The 14,345-nt window shown below is 67.1% G+C and carries 15 protein-coding genes and 1 riboswitch; of the genes, 3 read left to right on the forward strand and 12 right to left on the reverse strand.

Going from position 1 to position 14,345, the window contains the following annotated elements; genetic code table 11:
- Positions 1-448: 448 nt before the first annotated feature.
- From JYG32_RS26095 to JYG32_RS26130, 8 genes are all read right to left on the reverse strand, one after another.
- A complete protein-coding gene (locus JYG32_RS26095; RefSeq protein ID WP_213265531.1) occupies positions 449-2,260 on the reverse strand; it encodes an ExeM/NucH family extracellular endonuclease in 1,812 nt (603 codons plus the stop codon).
- A gap of 214 nt (positions 2,261-2,474) precedes the next feature.
- Positions 2,475-3,416, reverse strand: a complete 942-nt coding sequence (locus tag JYG32_RS26100) for a copper resistance D family protein (protein ID WP_213265532.1) — start codon at positions 3,414-3,416, stop codon at positions 2,475-2,477.
- Positions 3,413-3,793 (reverse strand): copper homeostasis periplasmic binding protein CopC, encoded by a 381-nt coding sequence (copC, locus tag JYG32_RS26105; RefSeq protein WP_174378383.1) that lies wholly within the window; start codon positions 3,791-3,793, stop codon positions 3,413-3,415. Before copC ends, JYG32_RS26100 begins: the two co-directional genes overlap by 4 nt.
- Before the next feature lie 14 nt (positions 3,794-3,807).
- Positions 3,808-4,155, reverse strand: a complete 348-nt coding sequence (locus JYG32_RS26110; protein ID WP_213265533.1) for a copper-binding protein — start codon at positions 4,153-4,155, stop codon at positions 3,808-3,810.
- A 68-nt stretch (positions 4,156-4,223) separates the two neighbouring features.
- A complete protein-coding gene (locus JYG32_RS26115) occupies positions 4,224-5,519 on the reverse strand; it encodes a multicopper oxidase family protein (protein WP_213265534.1) in 1,296 nt (431 codons plus the stop codon).
- 1 nt (position 5,520) lies between these two features.
- Positions 5,521-7,005 carry a TolC family protein gene (locus JYG32_RS26120; protein WP_213265535.1) on the reverse strand — a complete coding sequence of 495 codons (1,485 nt, stop codon included), beginning with the start codon at positions 7,003-7,005 and terminating at the stop codon, positions 5,521-5,523.
- Positions 7,002-7,313, reverse strand: coding sequence for a hypothetical protein (locus JYG32_RS26125; protein WP_213265536.1), 312 nt, complete (start codon positions 7,311-7,313; stop codon positions 7,002-7,004). Before JYG32_RS26125 ends, JYG32_RS26120 begins: the two co-directional genes overlap by 4 nt.
- Positions 7,314-7,401: 88 nt before the next feature.
- Complete coding sequence (locus JYG32_RS26130; protein ID WP_213265537.1) at positions 7,402-7,767, reverse strand: hypothetical protein; 366 nt, start codon at positions 7,765-7,767, stop codon at positions 7,402-7,404.
- A gap of 275 nt (positions 7,768-8,042) precedes the next feature.
- Here JYG32_RS26130 and JYG32_RS26135 point away from each other — a divergent pair, with 275 nt between their 5' ends.
- Complete coding sequence (locus JYG32_RS26135) at positions 8,043-8,714, forward strand: heavy metal response regulator transcription factor (RefSeq protein WP_213265538.1); 672 nt, start codon at positions 8,043-8,045, stop codon at positions 8,712-8,714.
- Positions 8,711-10,138: a heavy metal sensor histidine kinase gene (locus JYG32_RS26140; RefSeq protein WP_213265539.1), complete on the forward strand. Its 1,428-nt coding sequence runs from the start codon at positions 8,711-8,713 to the stop codon at positions 10,136-10,138. The genes JYG32_RS26135 and JYG32_RS26140 overlap by 4 nt, the downstream gene beginning before the upstream one ends.
- A 22-nt stretch (positions 10,139-10,160) precedes the next feature.
- Here the strand turns inward: JYG32_RS26140 and JYG32_RS26145 are convergent, their stop codons facing one another.
- The 4 genes from JYG32_RS26145 to JYG32_RS26160 form a co-directional block, all read right to left on the reverse strand.
- Complete coding sequence (locus tag JYG32_RS26145) at positions 10,161-11,369, reverse strand: MFS transporter (RefSeq protein ID WP_213265540.1); 1,209 nt, start codon at positions 11,367-11,369, stop codon at positions 10,161-10,163.
- 105 nt (positions 11,370-11,474) lie between these two features.
- The gene (locus JYG32_RS26150; RefSeq protein ID WP_082146167.1) at positions 11,475-11,660 is read right to left on the reverse strand and encodes a DUF1289 domain-containing protein; all 186 of its coding nucleotides are present in this window, start codon (positions 11,658-11,660) and stop codon (positions 11,475-11,477) included.
- A gap of 2 nt (positions 11,661-11,662) precedes the next feature.
- Positions 11,663-12,679: a CDF family Co(II)/Ni(II) efflux transporter DmeF gene (dmeF, locus tag JYG32_RS26155; RefSeq protein ID WP_213265541.1), complete on the reverse strand. Its 1,017-nt coding sequence runs from the start codon at positions 12,677-12,679 to the stop codon at positions 11,663-11,665.
- An 11-nt stretch (positions 12,680-12,690) separates the two neighbouring features.
- On the reverse strand, positions 12,691-12,966 hold the full coding sequence (locus JYG32_RS26160) for a metal/formaldehyde-sensitive transcriptional repressor (protein ID WP_096475699.1): 276 nt from the start codon (positions 12,964-12,966) through the stop codon (positions 12,691-12,693).
- Positions 12,967-13,082: 116 nt separating this feature from the next.
- A riboswitch (yybP-ykoY riboswitch) is annotated at positions 13,083-13,259 on the forward strand.
- A gap of 73 nt (positions 13,260-13,332) precedes the next feature.
- Between JYG32_RS26160 and JYG32_RS26165 the strand changes: the two genes are divergently transcribed.
- On the forward strand, positions 13,333-14,343 hold the full coding sequence (locus tag JYG32_RS26165) for a sodium:calcium antiporter (RefSeq protein WP_213265542.1): 1,011 nt from the start codon (positions 13,333-13,335) through the stop codon (positions 14,341-14,343).
- Positions 14,344-14,345: the final 2 nt, after the last annotated feature.

A 14,345-nucleotide genomic window follows, 5' to 3' on the forward strand; every position in this document is an offset into this window, starting at 1 on the left:
CGAACGCCGGCCAGTGTCTGGCATTTGAAAGAAAACGAGACTATTCGTGCAAGGTGCACATTATCGGCAATGCTTCACCGAATATTTTACTTTTCTCGCACAACACCGAAGCCTTTCCTGTATTGATGCAGCGCCTCAAATTTCTTCAGGTCGACAGGATTTTTCTTTCATTTTTATTATTCTCAATCGATTAAGGCGTTGCAGCGGCAGGCATCCGTAATTCGATGACTAGATTCACTTCAACCATTCGTCAATCCAGTGACTTATGCGCACCTCGGCACCCATAAAATACCGACTTCGTTAATTCACACCGGCCACGGCGGCATTATTTACCCGATATCCGACCGGATTTTCCGCAGCGCGAGCGGCGCGCGATACACGCGCCGCCGCCCGCGCGGCGACGTGCGGCAGTGCCGCACGTCGCCCGTCACGAACACTCAACCCGCAATCAATGCCCGCCGCCCGGCAGCGCGATATCGATCAGCACCGGATCGTGATCCGATGAACGATACGCATCCGGCGCGTAGAACGTCTTCTGCTGCTCGGCCGACTTGTACGCGAGCGTGTACTGCAGCGCGAGCGGCTCGTCCGCATTGATGTGCCATTCGTGCACGGCCTTCACGTGCGACGCGAGCGGCAGCGTCGCGAGCGCGTGATCGAGATAACCGGCTTCGCCGTTGTACACGTAGCTGTACGCGTTCGCGCCGATCCAGCGCGCGACGAGGTTGCGGTAGCCGCGCGATTCGAGCGTGCGGATCGGGTCTTCATACGTGTAGCTGTTGAAGTCGCCGATCAGCAGCACACCCTGGCCCGCGACACCCGTCGGCGTGCCGGCGAGCCAGTCGGCCACCTTCGCCGCTGCGCGCATGCGCGTCGGGTTCCAGCAGCCCTGGCCGTCGCCCTGGTCGAGATCGTCGTTCGCGGCGTCCGGGCAGTTCTTCGACTTCAGGTGGTTCACCGCGATCGTCAGCGCCTGGTTACCGCCGATGCGGCGGAACGACTGCGCGAGCGGCTGGCGGTTCTTGTCGTCGATCGCGAGCGTCGCCGCGCGGCCGACCGGTTCGACCTTGCGGCTGTCGTAGATCAGCGCGACCGCGATCGCATCGCCGCCGAGGCGCGACGTGCCCGGATCGACGACGCGCCAGTTGTTGCCGAGCTTCGCCGCGAGCTGGCGCACCGCGCTCAGCTCGCCGTAGCCGTTGTTCTGGACTTCCATCAGGCCGATCACGTCTGCGTCGAGCGCCTTCAGCGCGCTGACGATCTTCGCTTCCTGGCGCTGGAATTCCTGGTAGTTCTTCGCGCCGCGGTTGTTCGGATCGTCGAAGCCGCCGCCGAGCCCGTTGCCGTTGAAGTAGTTGAGGACGTTGAACGACGCGACGCGCAGGTTCGATTTCGGATCGCGCGCGGGTGCGTTGGTGCGCGGGTTCGTGCGCGCCTCGAATGCCGGCACGGCCGCGCCGGGCAGCGGCTGCACGCGCCATGCGCCGTAACGCACTTCGAGCACGCCTTCGACGTCGCGCACCGTGTAGCCCGTGCGCAGCGTGTTCGCGGCCGACAGGCCCGGCGCCGGATACGGCACGGTCGCGGGGTTCTGCTTGTTCGAGCCGTCGTCGAGGACCAGGCGGTTGCGCGCGTTCGCGTCGATCTGCGTCTGCGCCTGTGCGGGCGGCACGACGCTCGTCGGCGTGCGCAGGCGGCCGTTGCTGAGCAACACGCTGCCGTAACGGCCGAGCTCGTAGTTGTCGGTGACGCTCAGCGTCTGCGGCAGGCGCACGAGCATCCCTTCATACGCGGCGAACGCGTTCGGGCTTTCGACCGGCAGCGTGACCGTCGTGGGCGTGACGCTCTGGCCGTTCGCGCACACCGCGATCACACCCGACTGCGTAAGCTGCGTCTGACCGTATTTCTCCTCGACCTTGCCCGTCACGTGCACGAGATCGCCGGCCTTCGCACGCACTTTCGGCGCATAGACGAACAGGCCTTCGGACACGCCCGGCTGGTTGCGGCGCTGCGCGTCGGCCTGCTGGACGAAGAAGCCGCCGAAGCCGTCCGTGCCGCCGAAATCGGCGGTGACGACGGCTTCGATCGACACGTTCTGGCCGGCGAGCGGCGACGGCGCGCCGGGCCCCTGGATATCGGCAATGGGCGTCGCGCTGCCGCCGCAGTTCGCGCTGACGGGCGCGGCGGTGGCGGCGATCGCCGGGGCGGCGAGCGTGGGCAGAAGCAATAGCGGGGCAAACAGGCGGATTGTCGAGCGCATGACGGGGAATCTCGGTTGTGAGGGTGGCGAAAGCTTAGCGGCGCTCAATGACAGTTTTTGGTAATAGACAGACAGGCCGATGTAATTTCCGTTATCGCGCCGGGATCGCAACCGGCCGCGCTGGTTGTGCCGGAAAACGCAAGGGAATCGTCTGACAATAATCCGCCGTGCTCGCGACGATTCCCTGCATGACCTTCGGCGCCGCACCGCCGCGTTAGATCGTCCCCGGCAGCGCGCTCGACGCGAGCACGGCCGCCACCATCAGCACGCCGGCCAGCACGACCGCCTCGATCCGCAACACCGCGCCGAACCGCCGCAACGGGCCGGCCGGCATCGCGGCAGCCGGATCCTTCAGCGCGGCCAGCAACTTCGGCATCCCGAAGAAGCGGTTGTGTCCGCCGAGCGCCGCCGCGAACAGCACGAGCGCGAGCTTGAGCAGCAGGATCTGCCCGTACGTCGATGCGAGCAGGTTCGCCGGCGTATCGACGCCGCGCCATCCGTTGAACGCGCCGGTCGCGAACAGCACGATCAGCGCGAGCGTCGACGCATCGGAAAGCGACTGCACGAACGACGCGCCGGTCGCGCGTTCGCTTGCCGGCATGCCGGCAAGACGCGACATCACGCCGAACGCCGTCACGAGCACGAGCCCGACCCACGCGCTGATCGCGAGCAGATGCAGCCAGTCGACCCACACCGGCACGCTGAACAGCCCTGCATCGACCGGATGCCCGCCGTTGCTGCGCGCGAGCGCGACGCATGCGAACGCGGCCCACATCGCGAACGGAAAGCGCGTGTCGTTCGCGCGCCGGAGAAACGACAGCAACACGATGACGACCATGAACGCGGCACCGGCCAGCCACGCGTGGCCGAAGCCGGTACCCGCGAGCATCGCGCGGACCGCAGGCCCCGCTTCGAGCATCGACACTTCGCTCATCAGCGCGCAGTGCGCCCAGAACGCCGTGATGCTCGCGAACAGCGACACGACGGACGCGATGCGCAGCGTCGCGACGAGACGCCGCCCGATGCCGTGCTGCCACGCCGATGCGCCGCGCACGAGCCAGTGGCTGCCGAGCAGCGCGCCGACGATCACCGCGAACCCCGCGTTCTGGATCGCCACCGACACGAGCCGCAGCAGGCCGACGAAGCCTTCGTTCACCCTTTCACCTTGAACGTATAGGTGCCCTTGGTGCGATGCGCGTCGGCCGTCATCGCCGCCCACTGCACCGTGTACGCGCCCGGCGCGAGCTTCGGCATCGCGACGGTCATCACGCGCGGGTTCGACGCATCGACCTTCGCCTTTTCCTGCGTGACGGCGTTGCCGTTCGCGTCCGACACCTTCACCGAACTGAACGCCGGTTCGAGGTCTTCGTTGAACGTAAGCCGCAACGTGTCGGGTGCCGTGTCGACCGTGCTGCCCGTCGCCGGTGCGGCGCTTTCCAGCTTGCCATGTGCCGAGGCGACGACCGGCACGGCGGCGGCGATCGCGCCGGCCGTGGCGAAGGCGGCCAGCCGCCTGACTGTCGTGATCTTCATGTGCATGCCAGGCGTCACGGCTTCTTCAGCTCGACGACGGTCAACGCGCCGCCCACGTCCTCGGCGACGAAGTCGATCTTGTCGCCCACCTTCACCTGCGACAGCATCGCGGGGTCCTTCACCTTGAACGCCATCGTCATCGCGTCCATCCCGAGGTTGTCCAGCGGGCCGTGCTTGATCGTCAGCTTGCCAACGGCCGTGTCGACCTTGCGGATCTCGCCGTGCGACATGCCCTGCTTCGCGTCGGCGCCCTGCTTCGCGCCGCCGCTCATGTCCATGCCGGCCATGTCGCCGGCCGCATACGACGCGGCGGAAAACGCCAGCGCGCAACCCGTTGCCATCGAAACCAGTCCCTTCTTCATCGTGCCTACTCCGGAGTGAGTGAATCGAAACCGGCGGCCGCATCGGCACGGCCGCCGCCTGCTGCTGCTCAGCCGTCCGGCAATTCGCCGGTGTATTCGTACGCGACGGTGCCCTGCGGATGCCGGAACCAGCCCGGGTCGCGATAGTCGTTGCGGCCGAGCCCCTGGCGCACCTTGAGCACCGTGAACATGCCGCCCATCTCCAGCGGCCCGAACGGGCCCGTGCCCGTCATCATCGGCAGCGTGTTGTCGGGCAGCGGCATCTCCATGCCGCCCATCGCGCCGCCCGTGCTGCCCATCGCCATGTAGTCGGGCACGAGCTTGCCGATCCTTTTCGCGAGATCCTTCTGCGGCACGCCGATCAGGTTCGGCACCTGGTGGCCCATCGCATTCATCGTGTGATGCGACTTGTGGCAGTGGAACGCCCAGTCGCCCGGGCGATCGGCGGTGAACTCGATCGCGCGCATCTGGCCCACCGCGACATCGGCCGTCACTTCCGGCCAGCGCGCCGCCGGCGGAATCCAGCCGCCGTCGGTGCCCGCGACTTCGAAGCTGTAGCCGTGCAGGTGGATCGGATGGTTCGTCATCGTCAGGTTGCCGAAACGAATCCGCACGCGGTCGCCCGCGCGCACCGGCAGCGGATCGATGCCCGGGAACACGCGCGAGTTGAAGGTCCACATGTTGAAGTCCGTCATCTCGTTCACGCGCGGCGTGTAGCTGCCCGGATCGATGTCGTACGCGGCGAGCAGGAACACGAAGTCGCGATCGACCGGCATCGTGCCGCGATCCTTCGGGTGCACGATGAACATGCCCATCATCCCCATCGCCATCTGCACCATCTCGTCGGCGTGCGGGTGATACATGAAGGTGCCGTGCGATTCGAGCCGGAACTCGTAGACGAAGGTCTTGCCGGGCGGGATATGCGGCTGCGTGAGGCCGCCGACGCCGTCCATCCCGTTCGGCAGCCGCAGCCCGTGCCAGTGGATCGTCGTGTGCTCGGGCAGCCGGTTGGTCACGAAGATGCGGACCTTGTCGCCTTCGACGGCCTCGATCGTCGGGCCCGGCGACTGGCCGTTGTAGCCCCACAGGTTCGCGTTCATGCCGGGCGCCATCTCGCGCACGACGGGCTCGGCCGTCAGGTGGAATTCCTTCCAGCCGTTCTTCATCCGCCACGGCAGCGTCCAGCCGTTCAGCGTCGCGACCGGTGTGTACGGACGGCCGTTGGGCGGCACGAGCGGCGGCTGCGTGGCGGTTTTCGCCATCGTGGGCGCTTCGGGCAGCGACGCGGCGCCGGCCTTGCTGACCATCGCGGCGCCCAGCAGCGCGGCGCCCGAGCCGCTGAGAAATTGTCGACGGGACACCATGTCAATAGCCTTCAGGATGCGTTGCGGGCGCCGGTTGCGCCGCGGGTGAGGAAGCCGGCTGCGGTGCAGCGTCGGTTGCGGGTTCGGGTGCGGCTGAAGCCGTCGCGCGCGGCGCGGGCCCCGAAGCCGGCAGCCGGCCGCCGACGGCCATCTGCAGATCGGTTTCGGCGAGCCAGTAGTCCTTCAGCGAATCGATGTAGCCGTTGACCGCGCCGACCTGTTCGCGCGCATCGGTCAGCAGCTCGAACACGCTCGCGAGCATCCCGTTGTAGCGCAGCAGCAGCTCGTCCGAGATCGTCTTGCGCAGCGGCACGACTTCGTCGCGATAGTGTTGCGCGACGTCGTAGCTCGTCACGTACGCCGCATACGATTCGCGCACTTCGGAGCGAGCATCGATGGCCGTCTTCGCGAGCCGGTTCGCCGACTGCAGGTAGACGGCCTCGGCTCGCGCGACCTTCGCGCCGCCCCAGTCGAACAGCGGAATCTCGACGCTGATCTCGTAGCCGTGCTCGTGGCCCTTGCCGGTCTCGTAGTTGTTCACGTAGCCGAGATCGACCGCGTTGACGAAGCGCGTCGCCTTGCTGAGGCCGAGCGACGACGCAACGCCCTGCGTCTGCAGCTTCGCGGCCTGGATGTCGAGGCGGTTGCTCATCGCGAAGCGTTCGAGATCGGGCAGATCCGGGCGCGCTTTCGGCAGGTCGGGCAAGCGTTCGGGCAGCGCGTACCGCGCGCGCTCGCCCCACAGCCCCATCGCGCGCGTGAGCTTCTCGCGCGCGGCCACGGCCTGCTGGCGCGCCTTCGCGTGCTGCGCGACCGCGTCCGCATGGAACGCCTGTTCGCGCGCGTAATCGAGCCGGCTGAAGTTGCCGGCCTGCCGCATGCGCTGCGCGAGTTCGGCGGCCGCGCTCGCCGCGTCGCGCACCTGCTGCGCATAGTTCGCGGCCTGCTCGGCGGCGACGGCCTCGACATACGCGCGGCGCGCGTCGGCCGCCACCTTCAGCATCGCGTCGGCCGTTTCGAGCTTGGTCTGCTCGAAACGGCGGCGTTCGATGTTCGTCGCGAGCGGCATCGTCAGCAGCGCGAACACGTTCGCCGAGAACGTGCGGCCGAGCGTCAGCTCGCCGTCGCCGGCACGCGTGCGGCTGAACGAGAAGCGCGGGTTCGGCAGCCGGCCGGCCTGCACGAGATCGGCCTCCGACAGCCCGAGTTCCGCGTACGACGCCTGCAAGCCGCGGTTGTTCAGCAACGCGACCTGCACCGCATCGTCCATCGACAGCGGTTTCGCGAGCAATTCCCGGGTCCGCTTGTCGACGGCTTCGCGGTCGGCATCGGTGCGGACGACGACGGCATCTTTCCCGATCCGTTCCGACGCGGTGGACGACACGGCATCGAAGCCGCCGTCCTTCGAAAACGTCGTGCAGCCCGCGAGGAACGCCAGCACGACCGCAGCCGCGCCGATCCGCGGCGATATCGCCAGGTTCTTCATTGCGCGGCCCCTCCGTGCATCGAATGGGCGCCGCCGTTGCCAGCCGGGTTGCCGGGCTTCGCATTACCGGACTTCGCGGCGCCGGTCGTGCGCCCCTTCGCGGGCCGTTCCATCACGTCCCGGTTCAGTTGCTTCCAGCCCGGGCCTTCGTCGTCCCGATACGGCCGGTAGCCGTCGAACGCGGACGTCACGGTGACGTCCGGCACCGTCGCGGCGGCGTCCGCCGGATCGGGAAACGGGGTTTGCGCAGGCGCGAGCGACGGCACGATAGCCGCCGCGCTCAGCAGCGCCGCAATGATCAATCGCATGAATAAGTCTCGTCGTGAGTCGTCCGGCGGACCGCGGGCGGCCGCCGGCGTGGATTGCGGATCGCGGCCGGTCGGCCGCGGGCAGGGACTAGACGGGAATCCGGCGAGGCGGCCGCTCGATGCCGCCGGTCAGAAACGACACGACGACGGCCGAAGGCTGATACGACGCGATCGCGATGCTGACGTCCGACGCAGCCGGCACCGCGGGCACACCCGACATGCTCGTGCCGAAGCAGCAGGACACACAGGCGGAACACGACGGCGCATGCCGTGCGTAGCCGTCGTGATCGGCGTGGCTGCCCTGCGTACCCTGGGCGATCGGCATCGTGTGCGGCGCCGCTTCCCGATGCGGCACGGCAGCGCCCGCGCACTGCATCGACACGACCGCGAACGACTGGATCGGCAGGCTCAGCGCCAGCAGCACGACGACGATGAATTTGCGCCAGTACGACATGGAAACGGAATCAGGCAGGCAATGGCCACAATGACCGGATGGGCCGGCGCAGCGCCGCGACGGCGCGCTCCGGAGACAAGACGGCTGCAGCTTATCGCCGCCGGCGTGACGACGACATGGCCGAAACATGACCGGATTTTCATGAAACGCGGGTGGAGCGGCGCGCGCAGCTTCATGAAAATTCCGTCATCCGGCGGTCATGGTTCGCGCACGCGCGGCACCGTAAGCTCAGGCGTTACACTGACCGGCTGGAATCACGGACAGCCTGCCTCACCATGCGGATACTGATAGTCGAAGACGAACCCAAGATGGCGTCGTACCTCCGGAAGGGGCTGATGGAGGCGAGCTACACGGTCGATGTGGCGGAGAACGGCAAGGACGGGCTGTTCCTGGCGCTGCACGAGGATTTCGATCTCGTCGTGCTCGACGTGATGCTGCCGGAGATCGACGGCTTCGACGTGCTACGGCGGCTGCGCGCGCAAAAGCAGACGCCCGTGCTGCTGCTCACGGCCCGCGAGGCGATCGAGGACAAGGTCGCCGGCCTCGAACTGGGCGCCGACGACTACCTGCTCAAGCCGTTCGCGTATGCCGAATTCCTCGCACGCATCCGCTCGCTGCTGCGGCGCGCACCGCGCAACGTGCGCGACCTCCTGCAGGTCGCCGATCTCGAAGTCGACCTGATCAAGCGCCGCGTGCGGCGCGCCGACAACCGCATCGACCTGACCGCGCAGGAATTCGCGCTGCTGCAGTTGCTCGCGGAACGCGAGGGCGAAGTGCTGACGCGCACCTTCATCACGTCGCAGATCTGGGACATGAATTTCGACAGCGACACGAACGTCGTCGATGCGGCGATCAAGCGCCTGCGCGCGAAGATCGACAACGCGTACGACAAGAAGCTGATCCACACGATCCGCGGCATGGGTTACGTGCTCGAGGATCGTTCGTGACCGCCGGCCCGGCTTCGTATTCGCTGCTGCGGCGCCTGACGCTCGCGTTCGCCGTCGTCGCCGCGCTCGTGTTCGCGCTGACCGGCGCGTATCTCTATCGCTCGCTGTCCGCCGAACTGAAGCGTCGCGACGACATCGAGATCTCCGGCAAGCTCAACCAGTTCCTGCAACTCGCGCACGCGAGCGGATCGACGGCCGCGCTGCGCGCCGATCCGGCCGTGTTCCACGAAGTGCTGCTGTCGCATCCGGGCGTCTATCTCGGCATCTACGACGGGCAGCACCGCCCGCTCGTCGAGCACACCGACGAAGCCGGCAACACGCTCGCCACGGTGATCGCGGCGCCGCATCCGGCCGGCGGAACCGGTGGAACCAGTAGCACCGGCGGCCCGTTCACCTGCTCGCCGCCCGGCATCGGCACGTCGCGCTGCGTGTACGCACGCGACACGCTGCCGTCCGGCGAGGCGATCCAGGTCGCGCTCGCACGCACGGCGACCGATCGCCAGTCGCTGCTCGAAAGCTATCGCGTCGACATCTGGCTCGCGGCGGCCGTCGGCGCGCTGCTGGTCGGCGCGCTCGGCCATGCGGTCGCGTCGCGCGGCCTGCGTCCGGTCAAGAGCCTCGGCCGGCAAACGTCGCGCATCGAGGCGCACAACCTGAACGCGCGTCTCGACGCGCGCGGCGGCCCGGTCGAGCTGCGCGAGCTCGCGACGTCGGTCAACCGGATGCTCGACCGCCTCGAACGCGCATTCGTGCGGCTGTCGCAGTTCTCGTCCGATCTCGCGCATGACATGCGCACGCCGCTCGCCAACGTGATCAGCTCGTCGCAGATCACGCTGTCGCGCGCACGCACGACCGAAGAGTACGAAGTGCTGATCGAGTCGAATATCGAGGAATGCGAACGGCTGCAGCGAATGATCGAGAACATGCTGTTTCTCGCGCGCACCGACAATGCGCGGCAGCACCTGAAGACCGCCGAGCTCGACGCGGGCAGCGAACTGCGCCGGCTCGCGTCGTATTTCCAGGCACTGGCCGACGAGGCCGGCGTGCGCATCGACGTGCATGGCGACGCGCCGGTCGTCGCGGACGCGACGCTGTTCCGGCGCGCGGTGAGCAACCTCGCGTCGAATGCGCTCGAACATGCGGAAGCCGCGTCGACGATCGAGCTGGCCGTGTCCGCGCAAGCCGGTTACGCGGTCGTCGAGATCACGAATCGCGGCGCCGCGATTCCGCCCGAACAGGTCGACCGGATCTTCGAACGCTTCTACCGCATCGATTCGTCGCGGCACGGCGCGGCAAGGAACGCGGGGCTCGGGCTCGCGATCGTCAAGTCGATCATGGAGCTGCATCGCGGCAAGGTCGAGGTCGCGAGCCGCGACGGGCGCACGACGTTTGCGCTTTACTTTCCGCGCGGCACCGATAGCTAGACCGTTCGCTGCCGGCTTGCGATCACCTGGCCTGCGCAACGCCGAACGATCCGCGCAAGCAGACGAGCAGCGCGATGGTCGCCGTGCTGAACACCGCCCCCGCATAGAACGTGGCCGCGGCGCCCACCCTGTCCCACAGGATGCCGGCGACGACGCTCGATACGAGCGTCACGACGCCGCTGAGCAGGTTGAAAACGCCGAACGCCGTTCCTCTCAATTCGGACGGCGCGGCATGCGCGACCATCGTGGCAAGCAACCCCTGCGTCATCCCCATGTGGAGCCCCCACAGCGCCACGCCGACGAGTACGGTTCCCCAGTGCGTGCCGTGCGCGAGCACGAGGTCGGCTGCGATCAGCATGACGAGCCCGGCCACCATCAGCTTCGTATGGCTCGTCGTGTCGGCGAGCTTGCCGAACGGGTAGGCCGACAACGCGTACACGACGTTCATCGCCACCATCACCAGCGGAACAAGCGCGACAGGCACACCGCCGCCCATCGCGCGCAGCACCAGGAAAGCCTCGCTGAAGCGGGCCAGCGCGAACACGGCGCCGACGGCGACGACCCACCAGTAGCGAGCGCCGAGTTGCTTCACGACGTCGCGGCGGATCGGGTTGATGCGCTTGTCGCCCGGCGCGCGCGCCGGCTCTTCGATACCGAACGCGAGCAGCGCCACGGCCAGCATGCCCGGGATCACGGCCAGCCAGAAGGCGAGGCGGAAGTCGTCGCGCCACATCAGCATGATGGCGACGGCCAGCAGCGGCCCGAGAAACGCACCCACCGTGTCGAGCGACTGTCGCAGCCCGTAGGCCGCGCCGCGCAGGTGGACCGGCGTGACGTCGGCCACGAGCGCATCGCGCGGTGCGCCCCGGATCCCCTTGCCGATCCGGTCGACGATCCGCGCCGTCACCACGACGCCGATCGTCGGTGCGATGGCGAACAGCGGCTTGCTGAGCGCGCCGAGCCCGTATCCGGCGACCGCCAGCCACTTGCGATTGCGCAGGTAGTCGCTCAACGTGCCGGAGAACACCTTGACGACCGGCGCCGTCGCCTCGGCGATCCCCTCGATGAAGCCGATCGTGGTCGCGCTCGCGCCGAGCCCCGCCATCAGGAACATCGGCAACAGGCTGTGGATGATTTCCGACGACACGTCCATCAACAGACTGACGCAGCCCAGCACCCAGACGCTGCGCGGAATCTGACGAAGAATGCCGGTCGATGATTCGGTCTGCATGGGTCGCTCTCGATTCGGGAATCCTGACACGAGACCACCGATACTACTGCAGGCCCGTGACACGCGGCACGCATGGGCTGTCGCGCCTGCCTCGCGCGCGCCGCCCTATTCCCCCGGCTCGCGCCGGATCTTCGCCTGCCGGCGCGAGCGGTCGTTCAGTATCTGGTGCCGGCGGTGGTCGGTCAGTTTCTTCCAGTCGCGCGCCTCGTCGCGCGTGCGCAGGCAGCCGACGCAAAAACCCGTTCGACCGTCAAACGCACACAGCTCGATACACGGCGATTTCACGGCCACGATCAGGCCGCCGTCGCGGGCGTCATCACTTCGACGGTCACATGCGACACGCCGTCGAAGCGCGCGATCAGCGCATGGTAGAAACGCGCATCGCGCGCCGCGTCGCCGGTCTCGACCGACACGATCGCGCTCATGTGCCCGGGGCCGACGCGCCAGACGTGCAGATCGTTGACCTTGTCGCCGAGCGCCTCGATCGCGCGCCGAACGTTGTCCGCCAGCTTGCGATCCACGTTGACGTCGAGCAGGATGCCGCCCGTATCGCGCATCAGCCCGTAGGCCCAGTTCGCGATCACCAGCGCGCCGACGATGCCCGCGAGCGGATCCATCCAGACCCATCCGAACGCACGCGCGAGCAGCAGGCCGACGATGGCCAGCACCGAAACGGCCGCATCGGCGATCACGTGAATGTAGGCCGACCGGATGTTGTGATCGCGGTGGGCCGCCGTATGCGAACCATGATCGTGATGCGCGTGATGCTCGTCGTCGTGGTCATGATCGTGGTCGTGATCATCGTGGTCGTGCCCATGATGATGGCCGTGGCCATGCCCGTGATGATGATCGCCGCTCAGCAGCCACACGCTGGCCAGGTTCACTGCGAGCCCCAGTACGGCGATCGGAATCGCTTCGCTGAATTGAATGGGCACGGGAGACAGAAGACGCGCGACCGCCTCATAGCCGATCAGCAACGCAATCATCGCCAGCACGATCGCGCTCGTGAATCCGGCGAGGTCGCCGAACTTGCCCGTGCCGAACACGAAACGCGGATCGTCGGCGTGCTTGCGCGCATAGGTATAGGCCAGCGCCGCGATCAGCATCGCGCCCGCATGCGTCGACATGTGCAGCCCGTCGGCGACGAGCGCCAGCGACCCGAACAACGTGCCGCCGACGATCTCGGCCACCATCATCGCCGTACACAGGCCGATGACCATCCACGTCTTCCGTTCGTTCTGCTCGTGCGCGGCGCCCAGAAACGCATGGCTGTGCCCGCCGCCGGCCGCCGTGCCGTTGAATCCGTTCATGTTCGTTCCGCTTACTTGAAATAGCTGTGGACGACCTCGATGAGCTGCTCGGTCGCGCTGCCTTCGTGCGCGTCGGGCGTGTCCGCATCGACGAGGTGCGACCGGATGTGGTCCTCCAGCACGACGGCCAGCAAACCGTTCATCGCACCGCGGCAGCTCGTGATCTGCTGCAGCACGTCGTTGCACCCGCGCTCTTCCTCGAGCGCGCGCTCGATCGCTTCGACCTGGCCCTTGATACGGCGCACGCGGTTCAGCAGCTTCTGTTTTTCACGAACTGTGTGACTCATCGATTGCTCCTGTATAGGGTGGGGGAGTATATCTCCAAAGTGTTTTCCACATAGGGTAGAGGGGTATATTTTTTCGAGATGAAGGCTTGTCGAAAGAAAACCGCTCGGCTAGACTTGCGCTCGTCTTTGGGGAGTAGCCTGCTTTCCGTCCCCCGGAAAGCGAACGCGTCAACACACTCGGCCTTCGGCCGTGGCGCGTTCGACCGAATCGGTTTGGCGAGACCATGGGCGTATCGCGTCGTTCCTGGTCGGACGTCGGCGGATGCGCCATGGTTCGTCAGCGTCCGACCACGGAGTCACCATGTTCCTCCCCGCCCTTCCCCCGCGCCCCATCGCCCGCTACGCACCTGCCTGCGGAGGCGCCGCATGACTTTCATGTTCCTCGAACTGGCGTTCATGCTGGTCGTCATCCTCGTGGCCGCCGAGGTCTTCACCAATGCGCTCGAACATCTCGGCGAACGTCTGAAGATTTCCGAAGGCGTGACGGGTTCGCTGTTCGCGGCCGTCGGCACCGCGCTGCCCGAAACGATGGTGCCGCTGCTCGCGCTGGCCGGCGGCACGGCGAACCAGGCCGTGAACGAGGAAATCGGCGTCGGCGCGATTCTCGGCGCGCCGCTGATGCTCGCGACGCTGACCACCTTCCTGATGACGCTCGCCGTGATCCGCTCGCGCGGGCTGCGCGGCACGATCGCACCCGAGCGTACGGGCTTCGTGCGCGACATGAACTACTTCCTCGCCGCGTTCTCGCTGGCGACCGCGGCGATGTTCGTCCCGCACCACAACTGGGCCGTGCGCGCGCTGCTCGCCGTGATGCTGGTCGGCATCTACGTGATGTACGTCGTGATGACGTTCCGCGCGTCGAGCCAGCTTGTCGATGCCGGGCACGGCACCGAGGCGCCGCATGCGATGTTCCTGGCGCGCACGGGCCTGCCGACCAACCTGGCAACCATCGCGCTGCAGTTGCTGCTCGGCGTCGCGCTGCTGGTCGGCGGTGCGAAGGGCTTCATTCACGGCGTGGAAGGCGTGTCGCACGTGCTCGGCGTATCGGCGCTGCTGCTGTCGCTGATCATCGTGCCGATTGCCACGGAATTGCCGGAGAAGGTCAACAGCGTGCTGTGGATCCGCCGCAATAAGGACACGCTCGCGTTCGGCAACATCACCGGCGCGATGGTGTTCCAGGGCACGCTGCTGCCGGCGATCGGCATCATGCTGACGCCGTGGGAGCCGCGCCCCGAAGTGCTGACCGGCGTGATCATCACGCTCGCGGCGGCGGCCTGGATGCGCGTCAATGCCCGCACGCGCGGGCTCGCGATCTGGGCGTTGCTGGCGAACGGTGCGGGCTATGCGGGATATCTGTTCCTGACACTGGCACGCTGACG

It is taken from the genome of Burkholderia pyrrocinia (assembly GCF_018417535.1).
Taxonomy (GTDB): domain Bacteria; phylum Pseudomonadota; class Gammaproteobacteria; order Burkholderiales; family Burkholderiaceae; genus Burkholderia; species Burkholderia pyrrocinia_E.

Coding starts and splice junctions, on each gene's coding strand:
- JYG32_RS26095 (WP_213265531.1), bottom strand. CDS start 2,260: ATGCGCTCGACAATCCGCCTGTTTGCCCCGCTATTGCTTCTGCCCACG.
- copC (WP_174378383.1), bottom strand. CDS start 3,793: ATGAAGATCACGACAGTCAGGCGGCTGGCCGCCTTCGCCACGGCCGGC.
- JYG32_RS26110 (WP_213265533.1), bottom strand. CDS start 4,155: ATGAAGAAGGGACTGGTTTCGATGGCAACGGGTTGCGCGCTGGCGTTT.
- JYG32_RS26115 (WP_213265534.1), bottom strand. CDS start 5,519: ATGGTGTCCCGTCGACAATTTCTCAGCGGCTCGGGCGCCGCGCTGCTG.
- JYG32_RS26120 (WP_213265535.1), bottom strand. CDS start 7,005: ATGAAGAACCTGGCGATATCGCCGCGGATCGGCGCGGCTGCGGTCGTG.
- JYG32_RS26125 (WP_213265536.1), bottom strand. CDS start 7,313: ATGCGATTGATCATTGCGGCGCTGCTGAGCGCGGCGGCTATCGTGCCG.
- JYG32_RS26130 (WP_213265537.1), bottom strand. CDS start 7,767: ATGTCGTACTGGCGCAAATTCATCGTCGTCGTGCTGCTGGCGCTGAGC.
- JYG32_RS26135 (WP_213265538.1), top strand. CDS start 8,043: ATGCGGATACTGATAGTCGAAGACGAACCCAAGATGGCGTCGTACCTC.
- JYG32_RS26145 (WP_213265540.1), bottom strand. CDS start 11,369: ATGCAGACCGAATCATCGACCGGCATTCTTCGTCAGATTCCGCGCAGC.
- dmeF (WP_213265541.1), bottom strand. CDS start 12,679: ATGAACGGATTCAACGGCACGGCGGCCGGCGGCGGGCACAGCCATGCG.
- JYG32_RS26160 (WP_096475699.1), bottom strand. CDS start 12,966: ATGAGTCACACAGTTCGTGAAAAACAGAAGCTGCTGAACCGCGTGCGC.
- JYG32_RS26165 (WP_213265542.1), top strand. CDS start 13,333: ATGACTTTCATGTTCCTCGAACTGGCGTTCATGCTGGTCGTCATCCTC.